Below are 21424 nucleotides of genomic sequence, written 5' to 3'. Positions count from 1 at the left end.
CCATGACGAGCAGTGAGGTACACATACCATGAAACGACTTCTCGTTCTGGCAACCCTTTGCCTGATCGCCTCCCCTCTCCACGCCCTGACCCTCTCCGAGCTGCAGCAGGAGGCCCTGTCCGGGCGCCACACCGTGAAAGCCAGCGAGGCCGAAGCCGCCATCGCCGAAAAGAAGGTCCAGGAAGCCAGAAGCCCCTTTCTCCCCAGCGTGGACGTCGGCTACGAAGCCAACCGGTACAACCACGACACCATCACCGAAGTCCGGGAAAAAAACGACGGCTTCACAGGCAGCATCGCCGTAAACGTCTTCTCAGGCTTTAAGGACGCCTACTCCCTGAAAGCCGCCCGATTCGGGGCCGAAGCAGGCCAGCTCGACCTCAGGTCCACGCGTCAGGACGTCAGCCAGAACGTGGCCCTGGCCTTTCTGGGGGTCTACCGCAGCAGGCAGAACCTCACCGTGGCACAGGATGCGGTGCGTCTTTACAGGGATCGGTATCGGGAGATGGAGTTGAAATACAACGTGGGGGTTCTTAAAAAGCGGGACCTGCTCACGGTGAAGGTGGAGATGGACAACGCGGTGCAGACCGAGCGCCGCACCCAGGCCAACATCACCTCGGCCCTCAACACCCTGAGCCTGGCCGTTGGGCGCCCCATAACGGCAAACGAGGTCAACGCCCTGGACTTCAGCCTGTTCAAGGAGCTTCCCGCCGTCATCGAGTCGGCTGAGGGCAAAGAAGCTCTCCTTTCAAGCAACAGCGAACTCCTCTCCCTCAAGGAGACACTCTCGGGTGCCGCCATGAGAAAGAAGGCCGCCCGGGCCGCCTACATGCCGACCCTGGACCTTTCGGCCACGTACACCAGCCGGTATCTTGACGATTACAGCTTCGGCTCCTCGGAGGTCAACGGTGACGATGTCCGCCTCACCGCCTCGGTCTCCATGAACCTTTTTGACGGCCTGAAAAAAGAGGCGACATTAAGCCAGGCGTCCCTCACCGAGACCGCCCTTCGCCACCAGTTAAGGGAGCTTGAGAACAGCCTGACCACAAACTTCGACAACGCCATCCTCGAACGGGATGTGGCCATCGACAACCTTGCCGTGGCGCGATCGGGCCTTGCCGAGGCCGAGGAGAACCTGCGGGTCACCGACCTGGCCTTCGAACAGGGTGTGGCCACCTCCACCGAGGTATTGGACGCCATCTTCAGCCTCTCCCGCGCCCGGTTCAACCACATCTCCGCCCAGACCGACGTCTTCGGCACCCACTTTACCCTGCTGAGACTCACCGAGGGATTCGAAACAGGGGACAGGTAAACTACAGGCCATAGGGCAACAAGACATTCTTTCCCATGACCTATCCTCTCTTTTTTCCGTGTGCAGCGACCCCTGCGCCGGTTGGATCGCACGCGCGACTGCGATCCGGCCGGTGTGCGGGGAAAAAGCAGGTGATAGGTGATAGGTGATAGGTGATAGGTGATAGGTGATAGGTGATAGGAAGGATCGAAGCAGATCACTCAGCGAAGTCAATCGTTAAAATTGAGGGAAACGGTTTATTGTCGATGCGCACGGCGCAGCATGGTCCCCTCACCACCTCGGGACACACGTAGGGTGAGGCTCCCGCACCGTTTTCGCCACAGGAAAACACGAAAAAACATCCCCACAGAAACGTTCCGCCCCCCCCCATGACCTATCCCCTGATTTACCTTTCACTCCCCCAGTTCAAATACCGTCGAAGCAGCTGAATGGCGCCGTCCAGGCAGAACCCCAGAAGGCCGATGGCAAGGACCGTGGCCATGAGCAGGTCGTACTCCATGGTGTCCCGGGCATCGTTGATGATGTAGCCGAGACCGCTTGAGACCCCCAGAAATTCGGCGGGGACCAGGACGATCCAGGCCACGCCCAGGGCCAGGCGCAGGCTGGTGAGGATGTAGGGAATGGAGGCGGGAATGATGATGCGGGTAAGGAGCTGCCGGTCTGTGGCGCCCTGGTTCCGGGCCATCATGATCCAGCCGGGGTTGACCCGCACCACACCCAGGGAGGTGTTCAGGATAATGGGCCAGATTGTGGCCATGGTGATGATAAAACAGATGGCCGTCTCAAAGCTGGAAAAAATCAGAAGGGCAATGGGCATCCAGGACAGGGGGCTCACCATGCGGAGGAACTGCATGGGCGGGTAGGTGAGGACCCGGACCGTTCGGTAAAAGCCAAGGAGAAGCCCCACGGGAAACCCCACGAGAAAGGCGATGAGAATGCCCAGGCAGACCCTGGAAAGGCTCGCCCCGGCCGAGGCCCAGAAATGGGCGCTGCCGCCCAGGCGCACCAGCCCCTTTAAGGTGGGCAGGGGCAAAAAGCCCTGGAACTGGGCCAGGTCCGTCCTGCTGAAGAGCAGGTACCCCCCTGCCGCCCAGATACCGACAAAAAAAAGGAACCCGGCAAGCCCCATAAAAAGCCCGCTGTTCATCATTTTTTCCGCATAGGGCTGCTTCGCGTAAACAGATTGCTTTTTCAAATACTTCTCAATCACATTCATATGGTTTGGGTCTCGGTAACATGGCGTCGTGCGCAGGTGTGGGCCGTCCCGGCGAATCCAAAACGGCCGGTCACGGCTGCAGGCAATAAAGCGCGGGGTCCATTTTTACATTCCAAGGCCCTGTCACGCATCAATCCGGTTACACAGAAATAATCTCCTCCCGGTGGAAGGGGTCGTCCAGGCGGCCGTACAGAAATTTTCCCGGCCCGCCCACCGCCTCGATGGCCCGGGTGACAAAGCGATCGTCCACGAGCTCTGCGGCCGCCACCTCCGGGTCCAGGGTGCGCAAAAAGGCCGCATCCCCTTCAACCACCGTTCGCCCCAGCTCGCCCACGAGCAGCCGGGTGGCCGCCGGATAGGGCCAGGGCTGAAAGCCGATGCGCTCCAGCTGCCACTCCGGGTGGTGGATGGCGCCGGTACCGCCCATTTGACCGTAGACGGCAGGGTCGTACCCCGTAAAGGCCCGAAGCAGAATCTCTTCGTCCACGGGAAGGTAGTTTCCGCCCTGACGGCTCAGGATACGGGCGGCATCGCTGCGATGTTCCGTGATCCAGAGCTGGGAACGGACAATGGCGTTCATCACCTTCTGGGCAAACACCGGCTGACGGGCCACCAGCCCTTCGTTCATCACCACAACGCAGCAGGGGTGGTTCTTCCAGACGTCTCCGGTAAAGCGCATGATACGCGCGCCGGTCTTCACCTCGCTGATGGCGTTGATGGGATCGGCCACAATGTACCCGTCAATTTTCCTTCCGGCAAGGGCTGCGGGCATTTCCGGGGGTGAGAGCACAAAAAGATTCACCTCGTCGGGGGCCAGGGGCGCTGTCTGGCGCTGGATCACGGGCTTTAGTCCGAATTTTCTAAGGCCCATCTGGAGAATCACGTTGTGGATGGAGTACCAGTACGGCACGGCGATCTGGTGACCGCCCAGGTCCGCAAAGCTTCGGATATCCGAATCCCCCCGCACGGTGATGGCGCTGCCGTTGGTGTGGTTCCAGGCCAGGACCTTCACCGGCACCCGATTTTTGAACCGCATCCACACCGGCATGGGGAGCAGCATGTGGGTCAGGTTGAACTTTCCGGATAAAAAGGACTCCATGAGGGTGGACCAGCTTCGCACCCGCACCGGTTTTTTCAGGTTCAGGCCCTCCTCCTGGAAGTATCCCAGGGCATGGGCGATGAGAAGCGGGGCCGAATCCGTGATGGGCAGGTACCCCACCCGGAGTTCGGGTTCCCCTGCAGCGCGGGCCAGACCGGGAAGTCCGGCCATGCCCAGGGCGGTGCCGGCGGCGACCACACCGGCCTGTTTGATAAAGTCCCTGCGGGTCACGATCCTGTTCACAGGCTCACCTCCTGAAATAGTTCCATGATCTCTTCTTTCACGCCCCGCAGGACCGGATCGGCAGGGTCCCGGGGGTAGGACCGATCCAGCTTGAACTCCGCCATGATGTGACCGGGCTCTCCGCCCAGGAGCACCACGCGGCTTCCCAGGGCCAGGGCCTCATCCAGATCGTGGGTCACAAACACCACGGTGATGTCGGTCTCCTGACGAATCCGCATCATCTCTTCATGGAGCCGTGACCGGGTAAAGGTGTCCAGGGCCCCGAAGGGCTCGTCCATCAACAGAAGGTCGGGCTGCCCCATAAGGGCCCGGGCCAGGCAGACCCGCTGCTGCATGCCCTGGGAGAGTTCTCCTGGAAGATAGCTCTCGTGGCCTGTCATATGGACCCTCTCCAGCCAGGTCCTTGCCCTCAGGAGCAAATCCTCGGTCTCTCCCCTGAGCTTGCAGCCGAAGGCGACATTTTCCAGCACGGTGAGCCAGGGCAGGAGCATGGGCTGCTGGGTCAGAAGGATGCGCGAGGGGTCGGGGCGATCCACCGCCGATCCGTCCACGGTCACCTCCCCGGCTGTGGGGGGAACCATGCCCGCCACAATGTTGAGCAGGGTGGACTTTCCGCACCCCGACCTGCCGAGGACGACCACGAAGTCTCCTTCGGCAACGGAGAGGCGAACCCCACCCAGGGCTGCTTTTCGTTTCCGCCCGGAGAGCTTGAATATTTTTGAAATGTCGCTGAGTCGAATCTTGTCGGTCATCTTACCTGCCTGGTTTCGCCGTTACCGCAGAGGTCCCGAAGCCCTCCGCCGGAATGAGATCCCCCCACACTGTGTTTTTCGGTTGTTCCCCCCAAAGAGTTAAAGAGAAAAGTGAATGACAATCGGCGCATCCCGGGCATACCTCTTATTTCATGTCTATTTCAGCGTTCAGAATTTCCACGTGTCCACAGACCGCGATCTCTGTTCCCACCGGGCCCGCCCCACGATCAGAACACGTCGCAGCTCCCAGGGCCAACGCATTTAGATTTTGCCTCCGGCGGCCCTGCCGGGGGCCAAACTTTTGAAAAGTTTGACAAACAGGCATTGAATTCGATGTTGGTTCATTCAAATATGCTCGTATTTACATTGATTTCGCCTGGTGTGCATCCCTGCGCTTTTATTGCTCAGCCCCCTGGGGCTGAGCAATAAAAGCGCAGGCAACCGAAAAGTTTTTGCGGAGCTTTTTTCAAAAAGCGACCCGCCGGAGGCAACTTGCAGTTACATGCATTGGCCCTGTCTCAGCCCCCGCCGCCCCTTGCAAAATCCGCGAAATACGATACAATATCCGCTTATTAACCCCTGCACGAGGTGCACCATGCCTTTTCCTCAGTACGATGCTGTCCATGTGATCTCCGACATCCATTTGGGGGGCTCCCCCGGGTTCCAGATCTTCAACCAGCAGAAGGCCCTTGCCTGGCTCATCAGCCACCTGGCGTCGCAACCGAAGGAACAGAAGACAGCCCTTGTTCTCAACGGGGATATCGTCGATTTTCTCGCCGAGCCCGCACCAAACCATGAAAAATCGTGTTACTTCCGCCCCCACCATGCCGTAGAGGACCTTAAACGCATCATGGGCGACCCGGCGTTCGCGGAGATCTTTCAGGCCCTGTCCGACTACACCCGGTCTGAAAACCGCAACCTGATCATCGTGCTGGGAAACCACGACGTGGAGCTGGCCCTGCCCGAGGTGAGGGCCTTTCTGGCCCATCAGCTCTGCGGAGATTCCGACGCGGCCCGGGGCCGCCTCACCTTTGCCATGGACGGCACCGGCTTTGCCTGCCGGGTCGGGGACAAAAACATGTTGTGCCTCCACGGCAACGAAACCGATGCCTGGAACCCCGTGGACTACCGTACCCTGGCCCGCATCAGCGCAGAAAAGAAGCGGTATGCCCCCCTGACGCCCTGGACACCCAACGCCGGCACCAAAATGGTCATCGACGTGATGAACGGGCTCAAGAAAAAATACCGATGGGTCGACCTGCTCAAACCCGAAACCGAGACCATCCCCGCCCTGCTCATGGCCATGGACGACCATGCCGTCACCTGGTCGCGACTCAAGAGCCTTTTCGGGGTCGCCGCGGACTTCGTCCGAGACAAACACCGCGGCCCGGACGGCTTCCTCGGCCTTGAAGGGGAATTTTCCGATGAGAAGGCCTCGGCGGATCGGACCTTTCAGCACGTCATGGCCATCAGCTACCCCAGCCTTGTGAGCGCCCCCTCGGCCGGAGGCTCGGACATGGACAGCCTCCTTGGAGAAATGGACACCCACCTGGCAAAGGGAACCTCCCCTGCCTCCCTGGCCCTTGCCTCGGACCAACCCGAATTCCTGGGCACCTGGGGGGCCATCTGGGACAAAATCAGGGGGCGATCCCCGGAAGAGAACATGCGTGAAGCCCTCCGGGGCTGGCTCAAAGACGACCCCACCTTCAACCCGAAAACCGAAGACAAGACCAGCCAGAGTGTCCTGGGCCTTGTGGGCCCGGAGGTGGACGTGGTGGTGGCGGGTCACACCCACCTCCACAAAGCCATCAGCACGGCCTCAGGCCCCGCCTACTTCAACTCCGGCTCCTGGATCCGCCTCATGCAGCTCACCCCGGACCTCCTTGAAAAGGAGCCCTTTAAAAAGGTGTGGGCCGTCCTTGAAAAAGGCGACATGGACAGCCTGGACAACGCAGTGGTAAACGGCAGGCCCCTGATCCGCCACATCCGTTCGGTGGTTTCCATCGAAACCGTGGACGACGGCGCCGTTTCAGGGGCCCTTGCCACCGTGGAAGAAAAGGACGGCGCCTACGCTCTCTGCCCTGTACCCGACGGGCAACTTTCCTTCTGAAGGGCCGTCATCAAGGTGCCCCCACCTTGCCGCTGGAGGCCGTCCGGCTAAAGATGCCTCCGGCGGCCCTACCGGGGGCCAAACTTTTAAAAAGTCTGAGAAACAGGTTTAAAACAGATCCCGTTCAATCTGAACCAATGGCAAATGTGATTTTCCCTGAGGAACGAAGGGAAAAGCGCATTCGCAACGTGCTTTCAAGGTGGCACACCTTGCCGCCGGAGGCAGCTTTTTGATTTTTCTCTTCACCCTCTGTGACTCTATGGTCCACCCAACGTTGGCCATAGAGACGCTTTATTCCTGACGTTACCCATGGACCCCACACAGGAGCCCCCATGCCAAAGATTCGATCGGTGAAACTGGAGTTGTTGCGCCATGGCCCGCCCCACAACCAGCTTATCTCGCCCCTGACCCGCTACATGGGGCTCAGCGGCCGTCACGAGCCCGTCACCGTCACCCTGCCCTACGAGCAGCAAAGTATCCTCACCCTGCTCAGGGCCCTGCGCTACGGTGAAAAAGACACCCCGACCCGACGGACTCAGATCCGGGAAATCTCGGCGGCCATGGGGCAGCTCATGGAGAAGGTCCCCGGGCTCATCGCAGACCTCTCCCTGGACGGGGAGGAGCGGTTTATCCAGCTTCGCCTTGTCTTCTCCGCATCGGAGCTGGCCCTGCTCCCCTTTGAGATGGCCGACGCCGCCCGGGGGTTTCCCGGAGAGGGATCGCCTCTGGCCCTTCAGCAGGAGGTGCCGGTGGTGCTCACCCGGGAAATCAGGGGAGCCGACGGCCAGGCCCTGCCCTGGAACATCAGCCCCCGGATCCTTTTTGCCGCCGCAGCGCCTCCCGGGGTGGGAACGATCCCTTTTAAAGCCCACCTCCTTGCCCTTCGGGAGGCTGTGGGGCCATGGCTCCCCCGGGCGTCCGCGCACATCTCTCCCACGGAGCGCCTCTCCCCCTTCCTGACAATCCTGCCTTCCGCCACCCTGGAGCAGATCCAGACGGCCTGTGCCGAAGGGACCTACACCCATGTGCACATCCTGGCCCACGGGGTGCCGCAGCCGGACACCTCGGAAGTCCGCTACGGGCTGGCCCTGTGCGACGATGCCGACCCCTCCGGCATGGATGTGGTGGATGGAGAACGCCTCGCTGCGGCCCTGCGGGTCAAGGCCTGCGGCGACGGATTTTCCTCCCCCCTGGTGGTGACCGTCGCCAGCTGCGACAGCGGTCAGCAGGGATCGGTGGTGCTCCCCGGGTCCAGCCTGGTCCATGCCGTGCACAACGCCGGGGTGCCCCTGGTTATCGGATCCCAGTATCCCTTGACCAAAACCGGCTCCGTCACCATGGCCCGGACCCTTTACGCAGGCCTTCTCTGGGGAAAGGACCCGCGCATCTGTCTCTATGAACTGCGCCAGCAGCTCAGGAGACAGGACCGCACCACCCATGACTGGGGCAGCCTCATTGCCTACGCGTCCCTGCCGGACGACATGGAGTCCCAGCTCGGGGAGTTCAAGACCATCCAGGCCCACAGGGCCCTGACCGCTTCCATGAACCGCGCCCACAACCTGACGGAAAAACAGATCAAAGGGGTTGACGGGGACTTTGATGACGTCATCGACGACATCCGGCATGCCATCTCGGTGATGCCCGACTGCAACCCGGAACCGGACGCCTCCTTCCTTGCCGCCCAGGAGAACCGCATCGCAAAGCTCTGCATCCTCGGCTCAGCGGAGAAACGACAAGCCCAGGCCCTTTACCTGAAACACAATGAGGACAAGATCTCGGGAGCGCCCCGCCTTCCCGACGACGCCCTCCAAAGCCTGGAGCGGTCCCTGGCCTTTTACCGGCGCGCCGCAACCATCAACGCCCACGCCCACTGGCCCGGCACCCAGGTCCTGAGCCTCTCCATGTTCCTCAGGTTCCACAAAACCAAGAAAATGGAGCTGGAGGCTCCCCTGTGGGCCTTTGTGGAAGCCTCGGCCCACTACGACCTGCTCCACCCCGACCCCTCCTACGCTCTCTGGGCCTGCGCCAACCTGGCTGAGCTCCACTTCCTGGCCCTGGTGGCCGGTCCCCTCCGTGCCGGGGATCCGAAGCCCTCCCCCGAACGCTTCGTCACCCAACTCGTGGAGCAGGCCCCCACAAACGCCGTCCAGGCCATCGCCCTGCGATGGCAGTTCCACCGGTACACCCATATTCTGCGTTTTGACGACACCTCGGCCGCCTTTGCCGCCAAACTCACCGCCATGCTGACGGGCCCCCTGGCTCAAGGGGATGCCCCAGACGAACAAACCAGCCAGTCAGGCACCCTCGCAAGGTCGCGTTGAAGCTCGGCAACCGGGCTGCTGGGTAGAGTTCTGCGGGATGACAGGCAAACAGGCGGGTGGAAAAAAAATCAGAGCATGTGAGAGCCTGGGATCCAGGGGATCAGACCCTGGACGCCGGGAAACACCATCACACCAGACACGGAGAACGCCATGAAGACGACCCAGGAATCGTTTCTTTTGAAATTTTTCAAGCTGGAATCTGCCGGAGGCATTGTCCTGATGCTGGCCGCAACCCTTGCGGTTGTCCTTGCAAACACCCCGCTGCGAACGTATTACGCCCTTCTCATCGACACACCGGTGGAGGTCAGGGTCGGGGCCATCCACATTGCCAAGCCCCTGTTGCTGTGGATCAACGACGGGCTCATGGCAATCTTTTTTTTCCTTGTGGGACTGGAACTAAAACGGGAGCTTCTGGAAGGGGAGCTGTCGGACAAACGCAACATCATCCTGCCCGGGGTGGGGGCCATCGGCGGCATGGCCGTTCCCGCCCTGATCTACGTCTATTTCAACGTAAACGACCCCGCGGCCATGAAAGGGTGGGCCATCCCGGCGGCCACGGACATCGCTTTTGCCCTGGGGGTCCTGTCCCTGCTGGGATCTCGGGTCCCCATCAGCATCAAGGTATTTCTCACGTCCCTGGCCATCTTTGACGACATCGGAGCCATCGTCATCATCGCCGCTTTCTATACGGAAAACATCTCGCCCGTGGCCCTTGCGGTGGTGGCCTTCTGCATTCCGGTCCTGGCCCTGTTCAACTGGAAGCATTTTGAGTCCAAGAGCCTGTACGTAACGGTGGGGGTCGTCATGTGGGTGGCCATGCTGAAATCTGGAGTCCACGCCACCCTGGCGGGTGTTCTCCTTGCCATGTTCATCCCCATGGGCTCCAAGGCCACCCCCGGCTACTCGCCCCTTAAAAGCATGGAACACGACCTGCATGTTGTCGTGGCCTTTGTGGTGCTTCCCGTGTTCGCCTTTGCCAACGCCGGTATCAACCTGGCCGGTATGGGCATGGAGCAGGTTCTCCACCCGGTGCCCATGGGCATTGCCCTGGGGCTGTTTGTCGGAAAGCAGGTGGGGATCTTCGCGTTCTGCTGGGCCGCCATCGCCCTTGGGCTCACCGGCCTGCCAAGGGGAATGTCGTGGGGATCCCTTTACGGGGCCGCGGCGCTCTGCGGCGTGGGCTTCACCATGAGCCTGTTCATCGGCTCCCTGGCCTTTGAGCAGACCTCCGTCAACCTCCTGTTTGACGAGCGCCTGGGCATCATCCTGGGCTCCCTGGCATCGGGCTGTGTCGGGTACCTGGTCCTTCGCGCCACCCTGCCCTCTGGGAGCAGCGTCTCCGAAGAGGCACCCGGGACCGCCCCGGTCTGAGTGGCTTGCCCTTGAGGTATCATTACGCCATTGCGACGGATCTCGCCATCTGGTATTATTTATAAAATCACACATTTTCCATAAAACAGGGCCGAAACACAATGCCGCACCACCATGGGACCGCCCGTTGCGGCGCTCCCATGGCGAGACGACGCAGCACATCGCAGGCGTCTCTTTGCAAGCATCCTCCGGCCCTCACCACGTCCCAACCGTTTCACGTGTCAGCATCCCTGATCCCCACACCGCCCCACCAAAAAGGAGAACACCATGGATTCAAGCACGTACAAAATCATTGAAGTCGTCGGCTTGTCGGAAGTATCCTGGGAAGATGCAGCCAAGGTTGCCATTCAGACCATCGACAAGACCTTGCGCGATATCCGTGTCGCTGAAGTCGTGAACATGGACATGCGTCTTGAAGACAACCGCATCGTTGCGTACCGGACCCGGCTGAAGGTGTCGTTCAAATTCGACCAATAAGGCCCGCCGTGTTCCCTTTGACCGAGTCGGGTTCCGCCCCCTGTGATTAAACAATCCGCTCCCCGGAGCCATCCCCCAGGGACGACTTCATGCGCCTGAGGAAAAGGGAGTTGAGCACCACGCTCAGGGATGAAAACCACATGGCGATGCAGGCCATCTCGGGCTTCAGCGTCAGGTTGAAGGGGACATACAAGATGCCCGCCGCAACAGGAATCATGAGCATGTTGTAAAAAAACGCCCAGAAAAAATTCTGCTTGATGGTGGCAAGGGTCTTTCGCCCCAGGCGAATGGCCCCTTCCACGTCGAGCAGGCTGTTGTTGACCAGAATCACGTCCCCGGTCTCCTTGGCGATGTCCGTGCCCGAGCCCACGGCGATGCCGATATCTGCCTGGGCAAGGGCCGGAGCATCGTTGATGCCGTCCCCTGCCATGCCCACCTTGAGCCCTTTGGCCTGCCACTTTTTCACGATCTCGCTCTTCTCTTCCGGCAGCACCTCGGCCTCCACCTCAGAGATTCCCACCTGCTCGGCCACGGAAAGGGCTGCCCGCTCATTGTCCCCGGAAATCATGGCTGTGGTCACGCCCAGGGCGTGGAGCTTTCGGATGGCCTCTTTGGAGTCGTCCTTCACCTGGTCGGAGAGGGCGATGATGCCCATGACCTCGGTGCCGTACCAGACATACACGGTGGTCTCTCCGGCCTCGGAGAGCTTCCGGCCCAGGGCGGTGGCCTCCGGGCTCTCTTTAAGATCGGCGTTTAAAAAGATGGCCCTGCCCACCCCCGCCTGCCTGCCGTCGAGATCTGCTGAAAGACCCTGCCCGCTGACTTCCCTTGCAGAAGCGGTTTTTTTAATCTCAAGCCCTTGGGCCTTAGCCCGGTCCACAATGGCCCGCGCCAGGGGATGGGAGGAGTTGGCCTCCACGCTGGCCGCAACGGCCAGGAGCTCCTCTGCAGAGGCTCCCCCAACAGGGTAGAGCCCTGAGACCTCGGGCATACCCCGGGTGATGGTGCCCGTCTTGTCAAAAAGGATGACATCAAGCTTGGAGATGGACTCCAAGACCGAGGCCCGCTTAAAGAGAATCCCCCGGCTGAGGCCCACCCCGCTGCCCACCATGATGGCCGTGGGCGTGGCAAGCCCAAGGGCGCAGGGACAGGCCACCACAAGGACGGCGATCATCAGCTGGAAGGAGAAGAGAAACCGCGTGGTTCCGGCGGGAAGGGACGTGTCCACCAGCCCGTACCAGATAAAAAAGGTCGCCAGTGCGGCGCTCACCACCATGGGAACGAAATAGTTGGAAACCGTGTCGGCCAGGCGCTGAATGGGCGCTTTGTCGGCCTGGGCATCTTCCACCATCTTTACGATCCTGGAGAGCATGGTGGCGCTCCCCACCCGCTCCGCCCGGAAGGTCATGAGGCCGGTGAGGTTGATGGTGGCCCCGGTCACCGCGTCTCCCCTGCCCTTTTCCGCCGGGATGGGCTCACCGGTGATCATGGACTCATCGATGCTCGTCTCCCCTTCGATGATCTCCCCGTCCACGGGAATCACCTCACCCGGACGAACCCGCACGATATCTCCCACCTTCACCATGGCAGCGCTTACCATGGTCTCCCGGTCGCCCTCCACCACCCGAGCCTTGTCCGCCTGCAGGGAAACCAGCTTCTCCAGAGCCTGGCCGGTCTTGCCCTTGGCCCGGGCTTCGATGGTTTTGCCGATGAGGATAAAGGTGATGATCATGGCGGCGCTGTCAAAAAAAGTGTGGGCGGCCGGATCGAGAAAAAAGAGGGAAAACACGCTGTAAAAATAGGCTGCGGAGATCCCCAGAGAGACCAGGACATCCATGTTGGTGGACCGATTTTTAAGGGAGTGCCACGCCCCTTCGAAAAAGGTGCGCCCGGAGACAAAAAAGACAAGGCTGGCAAGGGCGAACATGACGTAGTTGGTGCCGATGTGCCCGAAGGGCATCGTGTACATCAAAACAACCAGGGGCACGGTCAGGGCCAGGGCAAAAAAGAAGCGAAACCTCTCTTTGGCGGCCAGGGGCGAGGCTTCCGCCTCGGCGGTTTCCGGGATACCCCGGTACCCCGCGGCCTCGATGACCCGAAGCACCCCCTCTTCATCGATCTGCGTCCGGTCAAAGGTTACAAACCCCTTTTCCATGGAAAAGTTCACCGAGACCCCGGTGACCCCCGGGGCCTTCTTCAATGCCTTTTCAACGGCCCCGGCACAGTTGGCGCAGGACATCCCCTCGATCCTGAAGGAAGTCTCACCCACCGGGGTGTCCTCATGCACCCGGGCCTCGAACCCGGCTGCCGCCACCTTGTCCGCAATCTCCCTGGAGGTCACGGATGCCTCATGCTCCACCGCCAGGCGCTCCACGGCAAAATTCACCGAAGCCCGGTGTACACCGGGGTACCCGGTAAAGGCCTTTTCCAGGCCAGCCGCGCAATTGGCGCAGGACATGCCCCCGACGTCAAAGTGTGTGGTGATCACCCGAGGCACCTCGGCCATAAGGGGTATACCCCCTCCCCCTGAAGCCACTCCCGTTTCTTCCGATTCCGGAGCCTTGAGGCTGAACCCCTTGCCGACGATGACGCGCTTCAACCCGTCAAGGTCGGCCAGGGCGTCGTCAAAGGTCACCGTGGCAGACGCCCCGTCAAGGGAGACCTCGGCACGCTGGACACCCGCTGTGCCTTCAAGGGCCTCGGTGACCGCGCCGACACACCGCTGGCAGCTCATGCCGTAAACAGGTATTTTCTCAACACAGACCATGGAATCCTCCGTTTATATGCAACGTTTCAGTACAATGACGCCTCCGGCAGACCTGCCGGGGGCCAAACGTTTCACACGTTTGACAAACAGGCTCAAAAAACGCCCGCAGGAGCCCAACTGATTCGCTACGCTTATTTTTTTGAATACCGGTAGACCGTATCGATCAATTCATTGATCTTCTCCTGCCCCTCGCCCTGGAGGATGGCCTCCTTCACGCAGCTCTCCACGTGGCGTTTCATCACGATGCGGGCCACCATGTTCAGGGCCTTCTCAGCGGCAGTCACCTGATTTATGATGTCAATACAGTACTTTTCATTCTCTACCATTTTCGCGATACCACGAACCTGCCCTTCGACTTTCTTCAGCCGGAGCAGGGCGTCTTTTTTCACCTCTTCGTTGATCATTCGATCCTCCTGATATGTGTGTACCCTACCCCCGTAGGGTATACCTCCAGAGAAACCAATGTCAATATATTTTAGGCATGCCGTACATTGTGAGCGACAGCAACATTCGGTTCACCTGCTCTTCCACCGGGAAGAGTCGGCGATCAATGCGCTGCATTTGCCCATAAGGCCCGGCACAACCACAAAACGTCCAAAGAGCGATGCAAAAACAAATGCCCCCTCATGGAAGCCACTTAGGCAAAACACCTCGAAAGCAGGTTGCGACTGCGCTTCCCCCTTCGTTCCTCAGGGAAAATCACATTCGCCTTTGATTCAGATTAAACTGAATCTGTTTTTTAAAACCTGTTTATCAAACTTTTCAAAAGTTTGGCCCCCGGCAGGGCCGCCGGAGGCATCTTTAACCGCACACCTCCGGCGGCGAGGCGATAGAAAAGGGGACATATCGGGTCAAAAGCCCTTGGTCGTCAGGGCTGTGTCCTGCGCCCCTTTTTCCGTTCACTCTGTCCCCGGCGCATCACGTCATAGATCGCCTTGGGGGTGGTCCGGTTCTCCTGTGCGACCTCACGGAGGCTTCGGTCCCCGCCCGCCACGGTCATCCCGCTTGCGGCAAGGTTCCGTAGGCTGACCCCGGGGTCCAGCCCCATTCTCCGGGACAAGACATCAATGGACGACAGCTCGGCATGGCCGTATGGCGGCGTTCCGTACCTGCGTTCCCCACGGTCTTTCAGGGTGTCGCTCAGTTCCACGGTAAAGGTAAAGGGCGGGAGCATCAGCACCGTTCCCAGCACCACGGCAAGGGTCAGGACGAAGGCCCCGGCACACTCCACGGACACATGCCGCAGCCCCTTCACCTTCCTGCCGACATAGGCAAGGATCAGGCGCCAGTTCAGGGCCAAATGCAGGCAGGCCGCCGCAAGAAACAACAGGCCGCTGTTGATATGGATGTTGTCCCAGTCCCCTTTGGCAAGCCTCCAGAAGTGCCAGTCCGCCCAATACGCCACCCGGCCATGGGGCATGACATACAACACAATGGACGACACCGTCAGAACAACAAAGGAAAACAGCAGGGTCAACGAGGTGGTTTTCTTCAAGGACATACTCTCTCCACGTCAAAGAGGCCATCAGCCGGGAGCCTGTCCCGGCACAAAAATGAACAGACAGGAACCTCAGGACCCGGCTGCATGGGAGCCATCAGCCGCCGGCGGAACAAAATCCACCACAAACCGGTAATCTTTCCCGCACCGGACAATAATCTCCTTCTGCCCTTTTTTAAGGAACCGCATTTCCAGTTCCATGCGCCCGAAACCGTCATGCAGATAAAGGTCTTCGTACAACGCTTCAATCTTCTTGAGTATGTGCCCGTGTTCTTCAGGTATCATCTTGCCCCGTCCTTACCAGGTTATTGATTTGTGTCCCGTCTGAGGCCGGTGCATGACCACGCATCCGTGCGCCCTTGCTCCATTCCCATGTAGACCGCCTTGAATTTCTTCATTACCCACGGCAAGTATGAAGTGTCAAGTATTTTTTGCCTTACCAAAAACACAACCAGCAGGAGCCAGCCGCACCCAAAGGACCAGTCCCGGGGGATAAAGCCCCATAACGACAGCACACCGAAAATACACGCATGACCATAGAAATCCCCCCCCACAACCACGTAGCCTCGGGCAGCAAAAGACCACCCCCCTCGTTCCGGGGCCATTCTGCCTGGGTGGAATACCCGGCGGCTATGCATAGTACTAGTTCAAAAAAAACACCGCCAAAACGTGTTAAAAAAGTAACCCTGCAGCTCCTAAAAAGCAGCCTTCTATGGTTAAAGTCTGATGAATCACAGGATCAAGAGGGCGCAGGAAAAAACAAAAGCAATGCCTCCGGCGGCGAGGTGTGCCACCTCGAAAACAGGTTGCGAATGCGTTTTGCCCCTCGTTCCTCGGGTCAAATCACATCCGCCTTTAAAAACTTTATTCAAAAAGAGCCATTAAGACCTGTTTGTTAAACTTTTTGAAAGTTTAGCTCCCGGCAGGGCCGCCGGAGGCTTCTTTAACTTGGCTGCCTCCCGCAGCAAGGTGTTCTACCTTGAAAGCAGGTCGCGGATGCGTTTTTCCCATGAAGCATCCGGGGCAGGCCCTGTCAGGTGCGACCGGGTTCAACGGATATAGCACAGAGCCCTGGAACCTCCTTTTCGCCGCCCCAAAAAGCCTCAGCACAGGTACCCCGCGATACCAACGGCCATCTTTGGGATTGTCAACAGCCGAATCCATTGTATAATTTGAAAGATACAGCCCCCCGCCCTCCATATTCCCTTGGACCCCTTGCGCGCACCGAGGGCGGCAGAGACCACCCCGCCAGCCCCCATGAGGATCACCGCCATGCCCGACAAACCTCACCGGCGTATTCCGGCCGGACTCCTTATTTTCCTGCTGCTTGTGTTCGGCAGTTGTGCCACCCGCTCCGTTCCCCCGACGCCCCATGGGGTTGTGGCATTCATTCCACCTGAGGAGGACACGCTGCTCAGCCGATACGCACCGGCCTTTGTCGTTGAGGAGCCGGAAAAACGCTACAACCTTGTGGGTACGCCCACAGCCGAAGCCGGGGAAGACGGCAAAGAGGAGATCCGGGTGGACCCCTGGAGGGCCACCGTCTACACCGAAACACGCCGGTTTGACACAGACGGCGGGACCTGGACAAACCTCGTCTACCGTGTTCACTTTCAGGAGACCCCGGGCGGGCTCCTGCCCTACTACCTTGGAAAGGGGAAAAATGTCGGCCTCATTGTGGTGGTCACACTGGACCGAAACGGGCAGCCGGTTCTCTACACCACGGTCCACACCTGCGGCTGTTACCTCGCCTTCGTGCCCACCACCTTCCTGGCCGACGCAGCCCGGCCCCATGGCTGGCCCAAAGACCGCCAGACGGTTCACTCGGAAAATCTTCCGGCGGTCATCGACATCAAGGGATCCCCTGACGCTTACCGCCTTATGGTCCTCCTCCGGGATGCCACCCACAGGGTCAGAAATATGTGGGTGGAGCCGAAGCACGCCCTGGTCAACTACCGCCGCATCCCAACCGAGGTGGCTCCCCTGGCCGCCCTTGAAACCCTCCCCGTAAAAACGGGAGAGACCACCTCCTTTTACGAGACATCCGGACCACGCAACGGGTACGTCAAGGGAAGTCACAAATCCCGGGAGCGGCTGCTGATGAGCTGGTGGGCCTTTGACTGGCGGGTGGGGGAAGACAAAAAACTCGGGACGTCCCGGTTAGATGGCATTCTGTTCTACACCAGTCTCAAACCCTGGGCCCGTGAGAAATCCGACATGCGTGACTTCCCCACGTTTTTAAGGTATTGGGGCTGGAACCTTTAGCCCGAATATATCAGAAATTCAGCCCACGGTTTCCTGCTCGACTCACTCACCCTTCGGCGTTATCAGCGTGTTGGAACAAGCCACTGCATCGGCAACCCTGATGCCGTGAATACAGGTGCTCTCGGACGGTGACGTATCCGGGTCAGGGAGAATCCCACCGCAAAAAAAGGGCGGCGCCATTTAACTCTTTTTTCTATCTAAAAAACCACTTTCCTGTTGACATGCATCTGCTTTATCCATAGTAAACAGAGATACGGTTACTGATTGGAGTTCCCCCCAACCGCATGTCCCGGTCCCATAACTCCTGAACCCCATAAACTGCGACGGCAAAAAGGCGTCTGTTTTCTGCCGCATCACAACCCGTTTGGCCCCTTCATCCACCCCCTGCCCAGAGCAGAGCTGATTCAGGAGCCGTTCACGTTTATCGGCTCCTGGAGTATGTCATGAACTACCGCCCCACCGGGTCCTGGGTCACCCCTGCCATCCCCCTCCTTCTCTTTGCGCTGCTGTTGGGCACAAGCCAGTACATCGCCCTGCGTGAACAGCAGCACCTGCATGATGTCCAGTATCGCCGGGTCTATGAACACGCAGGGGCAGTCCGTACCCAGCTGGAGGTGGAACTCAACACCACCTTGAACCTCTGCCTGGGACTGGTGGCCGTCATCAAGTCGGAGCCCGACTTTCCGGTAAATACCTTTGAAAGCGTGGCCGAGAGCATCATGGCCCAGGCAACGCACATCCGAAGCATCGCCCTGGCCAAGGACAATGTCATCACCCACATCTTTCCAACCAAGGGCAATGAAAAGGCCCTGGGCCTCCACTACGCCGATGTCCCCGCCCAATGGGCGGCCATCACCCGGGCCATGGAACACCGGCATGCCCTCATCGCGGGCCCCATAACCCTGATCCAGGGCGGCAGGGCCTTTGTCAGCCGGATTCCCATCTACCCCCGGGACAACGTGTACTGGGGTGTGGCCAGCGTGTCCATCGATGAAGAGTCCCTTTACCGGTTCAGCGGCCTTTTGGGCCCGGACCCCACGGTGCGTTATGCGCTCAAGGGAAAAGACGGCCTCGGCGAGGCCGGTGAGGTGTTCCACGGGGATCCGCAGCTCTTCAGTGACCCCCGTGCGGCGATATTGCCCGTCAAGCTTCCCATGGGCACATGGATCCTTGCCGCTGTCCCCAGCTCCGGATGGATCGAGCATGCCTCCATCCTGACCCTTATCCGATGGTCCGGCCTCCTGCTTGCCCTCGTCATTTCCAGCCTGGTCTGCGCCCTGCTCCACTCCTACAGGCGCATTCACCTTATCGCCCTTCAGGACCCCCTCACCGGCCTCTCCAACCGACGCCTCCTGGAAGAGCACCTCAGCCAGCTGATCCTTCTCTCCCGCCGCAAAAAACGGGCCTTTACCCTTTTGTACGTGGATCTGGACCGTTTCAAGCCCATCAACGACCGGTTCGGACACGAGGCCGGTGATGCCATGCTGACCACCCTGGCCCGTCGCCTGAAAGACAACCTCCGCCAGTCGGACATCATCGCTCGGGTGGGCGGGGATGAGTTTATCCTCCTCTTCCACGACATGGTCACAAGACGCGACGCCGATGCCATGGCCTCCAAAGTGGGCCGTATCATCGAGGCCCCCGTTGCCCTTTCCTGCGGGCAAAAAATCTCCGTGGGCGCAAGCATCGGCACCAGCCTCTACCCGGATGACGGCACCTCCGGGGAGGCCCTCATCAGCCATGCAGACCTTGCCATGTACGAACAAAAAAGCCATTAAGGTAACCATTCAAAAGAAAAAGTCCCCATTGGCCGCCCATTTCTCCGCAGAAAAGCCCCTTGACAAATTCATCCGCCTCCGCTAATCGTTGCCATGTCAACAGTTGACATATCAACAATAACCCTGCTCCGCGAAGGTACCGTTACAGGCCATGAAGAACAACAGTTCTCGCAAAACATCCTTCGGCTACCGTTTTGCCATGATTCAGAGGATCCACACCGCCCTTTTACGGGACGGAATGCTCACCCTGGGGATCACCACAGCCCAGTTCCCCTTTCTGGCCGAGTTGTTCCACGAGCAGCGTCCCGTTACCCAGGACGAACTCTCCAAGGCCCTCTGCATTGATCCGGCCGCCACGGCTCGCGCCCTGGCCCAGCTTGAAAAAAAAGGGCTCGTCAACCGGGAGATCAACCCGGAAAACCGCCGCCAGAAGCTCGTCTCCATCACGCCCCTTGCCCTTGAGATGAAACCCGGGTTTTACGAGGTCCTCAACACCGCCTCCGACGCCCTGGTGACCGGTCTCTCTGGGCAGGAAAAAAAGGCGGCCCTCAGCCTGCTGGACCGCATCATGGCAAATGGGATCACGGCACGACACGAAAAGAACCAGGCCCCTGAAAGGCAGAAAAAAGGCCAAACCGGCCGAGGCGTTTAAGCAGACAGAATAAAGACAAGGATTCAAAACGTACCATGCAGTCATATACCCCAGAGCCCCCACTCTCCCCTGCCGTCACCATTTTCGTGGTATCGGTGATTCAATTTCTTACCCCTTTTATGATGTCCGCCGTGGGCGTGGCCCTGCCCGCCATCGGCCACGAATTCTCTGCCGGGGCGGTTCAGCTCGGCCTGGTGGAGATGATTTACATCCTGGCCGTCTCCCTGATCATGCTTCCAGCCGGACGCATGGGTGACATCCACGGACGGAAAAAAATCTTTGTCTCCGGATCGGTTCTGTTTACCGTGGCCACCCTGTTTCTGGCCATGGCCCCCACCATCGGTGCCTTTATCCTCTGTCGGTTTCTCCAGGGCGCTGGCGCGTCCATGGTCACCGCCACCAGCGTGGCGATCCTCTCCTCGGTGATCCCCCCGTCAAAACGGGGAAAGGCCATGGGGATCGTTGTGGCGGCAGTCTACCTGGGTCTCTCTGCAGGCCCTACCCTGGCGGGCTTCATGGTCACCCATCTCGGATGGCGATGGGTCTTTTTTGCCGCCCTGCCCCTGGAGCTGGCCTCCCTTGCCCTTACCGTCACCCGCCTCAAAGGGGAGTGGAAAGGGGCCGAGGGCATGCCCTTTGACTGGACGGGAAGCCTCATATACATGGGCTCCCTGTTTGCCATGATCTTCGGGGCAACCCACCTGAACGAAGGAACGATCCACGCGACCCTTCTCGCCCTGGGTCTTGGGGGCATGGTGGGGTTTCTCGCCTGGGAGGCCAAAAGCAAGTCCCCCATCCTGAACGTGCGGCTCCTGCTGGAAAACCGCGTCTTTGCCATGAGCAACATCGCCACCCTGATCAACTACGCGGCCTCCTTCGGCGTGACCTTTTTCTTCAGCCTCTACCTCCAGCAGGTCAAGGGACTCTCCCCCCAGAACGCTGGCCTCATTCTCGTGACGCAGCCCATCCTCCAGGCCGTTCTCTCACCGGTCTCGGGACGGCTCTCAGACACCCTCCCGCCGGCCCGCATCGCCACCTTCGGCATGGGGCTCTGCACCGTGGCCCTGGCCCTGTGCGCCACCATCGGGATGGAGACCTCCATCCACTTTCTCATGGGGATCCTCGCGCTTTTGGGCATCGGGTTCGCCCTTTTTTCATCCCCCAACATGACCAGCGTCATGGGCAGTGTCACCCCCAAAGACTACGGCATCGCCTCCAGCCTCATCGCCACCATGCGCACCGTGGGCATGCTTGCCGCAATGACGGTCATCACCTTTATCCTCACCCTTTTCATGGGCAAAGCCCCGGTAACCCATGAGACCGCCGCCGCCTTTGTCGAAGCCATGCGCACCGGTTTTCTCATCTTCAGCGGCGTCAGCGTCGTCGGTATCTTCTGCTCCATGGGGCGCCTGGAGAAAAAATCCGACGGCCCCTGCATGACCCCCGAAGTTGACGCCTGATTTCGCAGCGGTGGCCCGAAGGGGGCCTTCTGAAACCTGTCACACAGCAGGCATCTCCGTCGATTTTTAGTGGCCGCCATGGGATGCGATGGTCCCTGCCTTTCAC

Annotated in this window: 17 protein-coding genes; 10 read left to right on the top strand and 7 right to left on the bottom strand. The window is 59.7% G+C overall.

Annotation, left to right across the window (positions count from 1 at the left end; genetic code table 11):
• The first annotated feature begins 28 nt into the window (after window positions 1-28).
• Window positions 29-1309, top strand: a complete 1281-nt coding sequence (locus BLQ12_RS21435; protein ID WP_092213953.1) for a TolC family protein — start codon at window positions 29-31, stop codon at window positions 1307-1309.
• A gap of 385 nt (window positions 1310-1694) precedes the next feature.
• Here BLQ12_RS21435 and BLQ12_RS21430 read toward each other — a convergent pair whose 3' ends face one another.
• From BLQ12_RS21430 to BLQ12_RS21420, 3 genes are all read right to left on the bottom strand, one after another.
• Complete coding sequence (locus BLQ12_RS21430) at window positions 1695-2504, bottom strand: ABC transporter permease (protein WP_226859960.1); 810 nt, start codon at window positions 2502-2504, stop codon at window positions 1695-1697.
• 160 nt (window positions 2505-2664) lie between these two features.
• On the bottom strand, window positions 2665-3867 hold the full coding sequence (locus tag BLQ12_RS21425) for an ABC transporter substrate-binding protein (RefSeq protein WP_175469989.1): 1203 nt from the start codon (window positions 3865-3867) through the stop codon (window positions 2665-2667).
• The gene (locus BLQ12_RS21420; RefSeq protein WP_092213947.1) at window positions 3864-4619 is read right to left on the bottom strand and encodes an ABC transporter ATP-binding protein; all 756 of its coding nucleotides are present in this window, start codon (window positions 4617-4619) and stop codon (window positions 3864-3866) included. Before BLQ12_RS21420 ends, BLQ12_RS21425 begins: the two co-directional genes overlap by 4 nt.
• A gap of 595 nt (window positions 4620-5214) precedes the next feature.
• Between BLQ12_RS21420 and BLQ12_RS21415 the strand changes: the two genes are divergently transcribed.
• The 4 genes from BLQ12_RS21415 to BLQ12_RS21400 all read left to right on the top strand — a co-directional run bounded on the left by BLQ12_RS21415 (window position 5215) and on the right by BLQ12_RS21400 (window position 10898).
• Window positions 5215-6729 (top strand): metallophosphoesterase, encoded by a 1515-nt coding sequence (locus tag BLQ12_RS21415; protein ID WP_175469988.1) that lies wholly within the window; start codon window positions 5215-5217, stop codon window positions 6727-6729.
• Window positions 6730-7061: 332 nt separating this feature from the next.
• The gene (locus BLQ12_RS21410) at window positions 7062-9050 is read left to right on the top strand and encodes a CHAT domain-containing protein (protein WP_092213943.1); all 1989 of its coding nucleotides are present in this window, start codon (window positions 7062-7064) and stop codon (window positions 9048-9050) included.
• A 150-nt stretch (window positions 9051-9200) separates the two neighbouring features.
• The gene (gene nhaA / locus BLQ12_RS21405) at window positions 9201-10421 is read left to right on the top strand and encodes a Na+/H+ antiporter NhaA (protein ID WP_092213941.1); all 1221 of its coding nucleotides are present in this window, start codon (window positions 9201-9203) and stop codon (window positions 10419-10421) included.
• A gap of 267 nt (window positions 10422-10688) precedes the next feature.
• On the top strand, window positions 10689-10898 hold the full coding sequence (locus BLQ12_RS21400) for a dodecin family protein (protein WP_092213939.1): 210 nt from the start codon (window positions 10689-10691) through the stop codon (window positions 10896-10898).
• A gap of 46 nt (window positions 10899-10944) precedes the next feature.
• Here BLQ12_RS21400 and BLQ12_RS21395 read toward each other — a convergent pair whose 3' ends face one another.
• The 4 genes from BLQ12_RS21395 to BLQ12_RS21380 all read right to left on the bottom strand — a co-directional run bounded on the left by BLQ12_RS21395 (window position 10945) and on the right by BLQ12_RS21380 (window position 15448).
• Window positions 10945-13665: a heavy metal translocating P-type ATPase gene (locus BLQ12_RS21395; protein WP_139164065.1), complete on the bottom strand. Its 2721-nt coding sequence runs from the start codon at window positions 13663-13665 to the stop codon at window positions 10945-10947.
• A gap of 131 nt (window positions 13666-13796) precedes the next feature.
• Window positions 13797-14069: a metal-sensitive transcriptional regulator gene (locus BLQ12_RS21390; RefSeq protein ID WP_092213937.1), complete on the bottom strand. Its 273-nt coding sequence runs from the start codon at window positions 14067-14069 to the stop codon at window positions 13797-13799.
• A 464-nt stretch (window positions 14070-14533) separates the two neighbouring features.
• Window positions 14534-15166, bottom strand: a complete 633-nt coding sequence (locus BLQ12_RS21385; protein WP_092213935.1) for a DUF4405 domain-containing protein — start codon at window positions 15164-15166, stop codon at window positions 14534-14536.
• Between the two features lie 69 nt (window positions 15167-15235).
• Window positions 15236-15448 (bottom strand): hypothetical protein, encoded by a 213-nt coding sequence (locus BLQ12_RS21380; protein ID WP_092213933.1) that lies wholly within the window; start codon window positions 15446-15448, stop codon window positions 15236-15238.
• A gap of 347 nt (window positions 15449-15795) precedes the next feature.
• Here BLQ12_RS21380 and BLQ12_RS27130 point away from each other — a divergent pair, with 347 nt between their 5' ends.
• The 5 genes from BLQ12_RS27130 (at window position 15796) to BLQ12_RS21355 (ending at window position 21318) form a co-directional block, all read left to right on the top strand.
• On the top strand, window positions 15796-16062 hold the full coding sequence (locus tag BLQ12_RS27130) for a hypothetical protein (RefSeq protein WP_175469987.1): 267 nt from the start codon (window positions 15796-15798) through the stop codon (window positions 16060-16062).
• Window positions 16063-16435: 373 nt separating this feature from the next.
• A complete protein-coding gene (locus BLQ12_RS21370) occupies window positions 16436-17428 on the top strand; it encodes a hypothetical protein (protein ID WP_092213929.1) in 993 nt (330 codons plus the stop codon).
• Between the two features lie 443 nt (window positions 17429-17871).
• Window positions 17872-19206, top strand: a complete 1335-nt coding sequence (locus tag BLQ12_RS21365) for a diguanylate cyclase domain-containing protein (protein ID WP_092213927.1) — start codon at window positions 17872-17874, stop codon at window positions 19204-19206.
• Window positions 19207-19357: 151 nt separating this feature from the next.
• Complete coding sequence (locus BLQ12_RS21360; protein ID WP_092213925.1) at window positions 19358-19858, top strand: MarR family winged helix-turn-helix transcriptional regulator; 501 nt, start codon at window positions 19358-19360, stop codon at window positions 19856-19858.
• 35 nt (window positions 19859-19893) lie between these two features.
• Window positions 19894-21318, top strand: coding sequence for an MFS transporter (locus tag BLQ12_RS21355; protein ID WP_092213923.1), 1425 nt, complete (start codon window positions 19894-19896; stop codon window positions 21316-21318).
• The last annotated feature ends 106 nt before the right edge of the window (window positions 21319-21424 follow it).

Origin of the sequence: Desulfoluna spongiiphila (assembly GCF_900101345.1) — a bacterium.
Lineage (GTDB): Bacteria > Desulfobacterota > Desulfobacteria > Desulfobacterales > Desulfolunaceae > Desulfoluna > Desulfoluna spongiiphila.
This window is presented reverse-complemented; position numbering and strand designations above follow the sequence as displayed.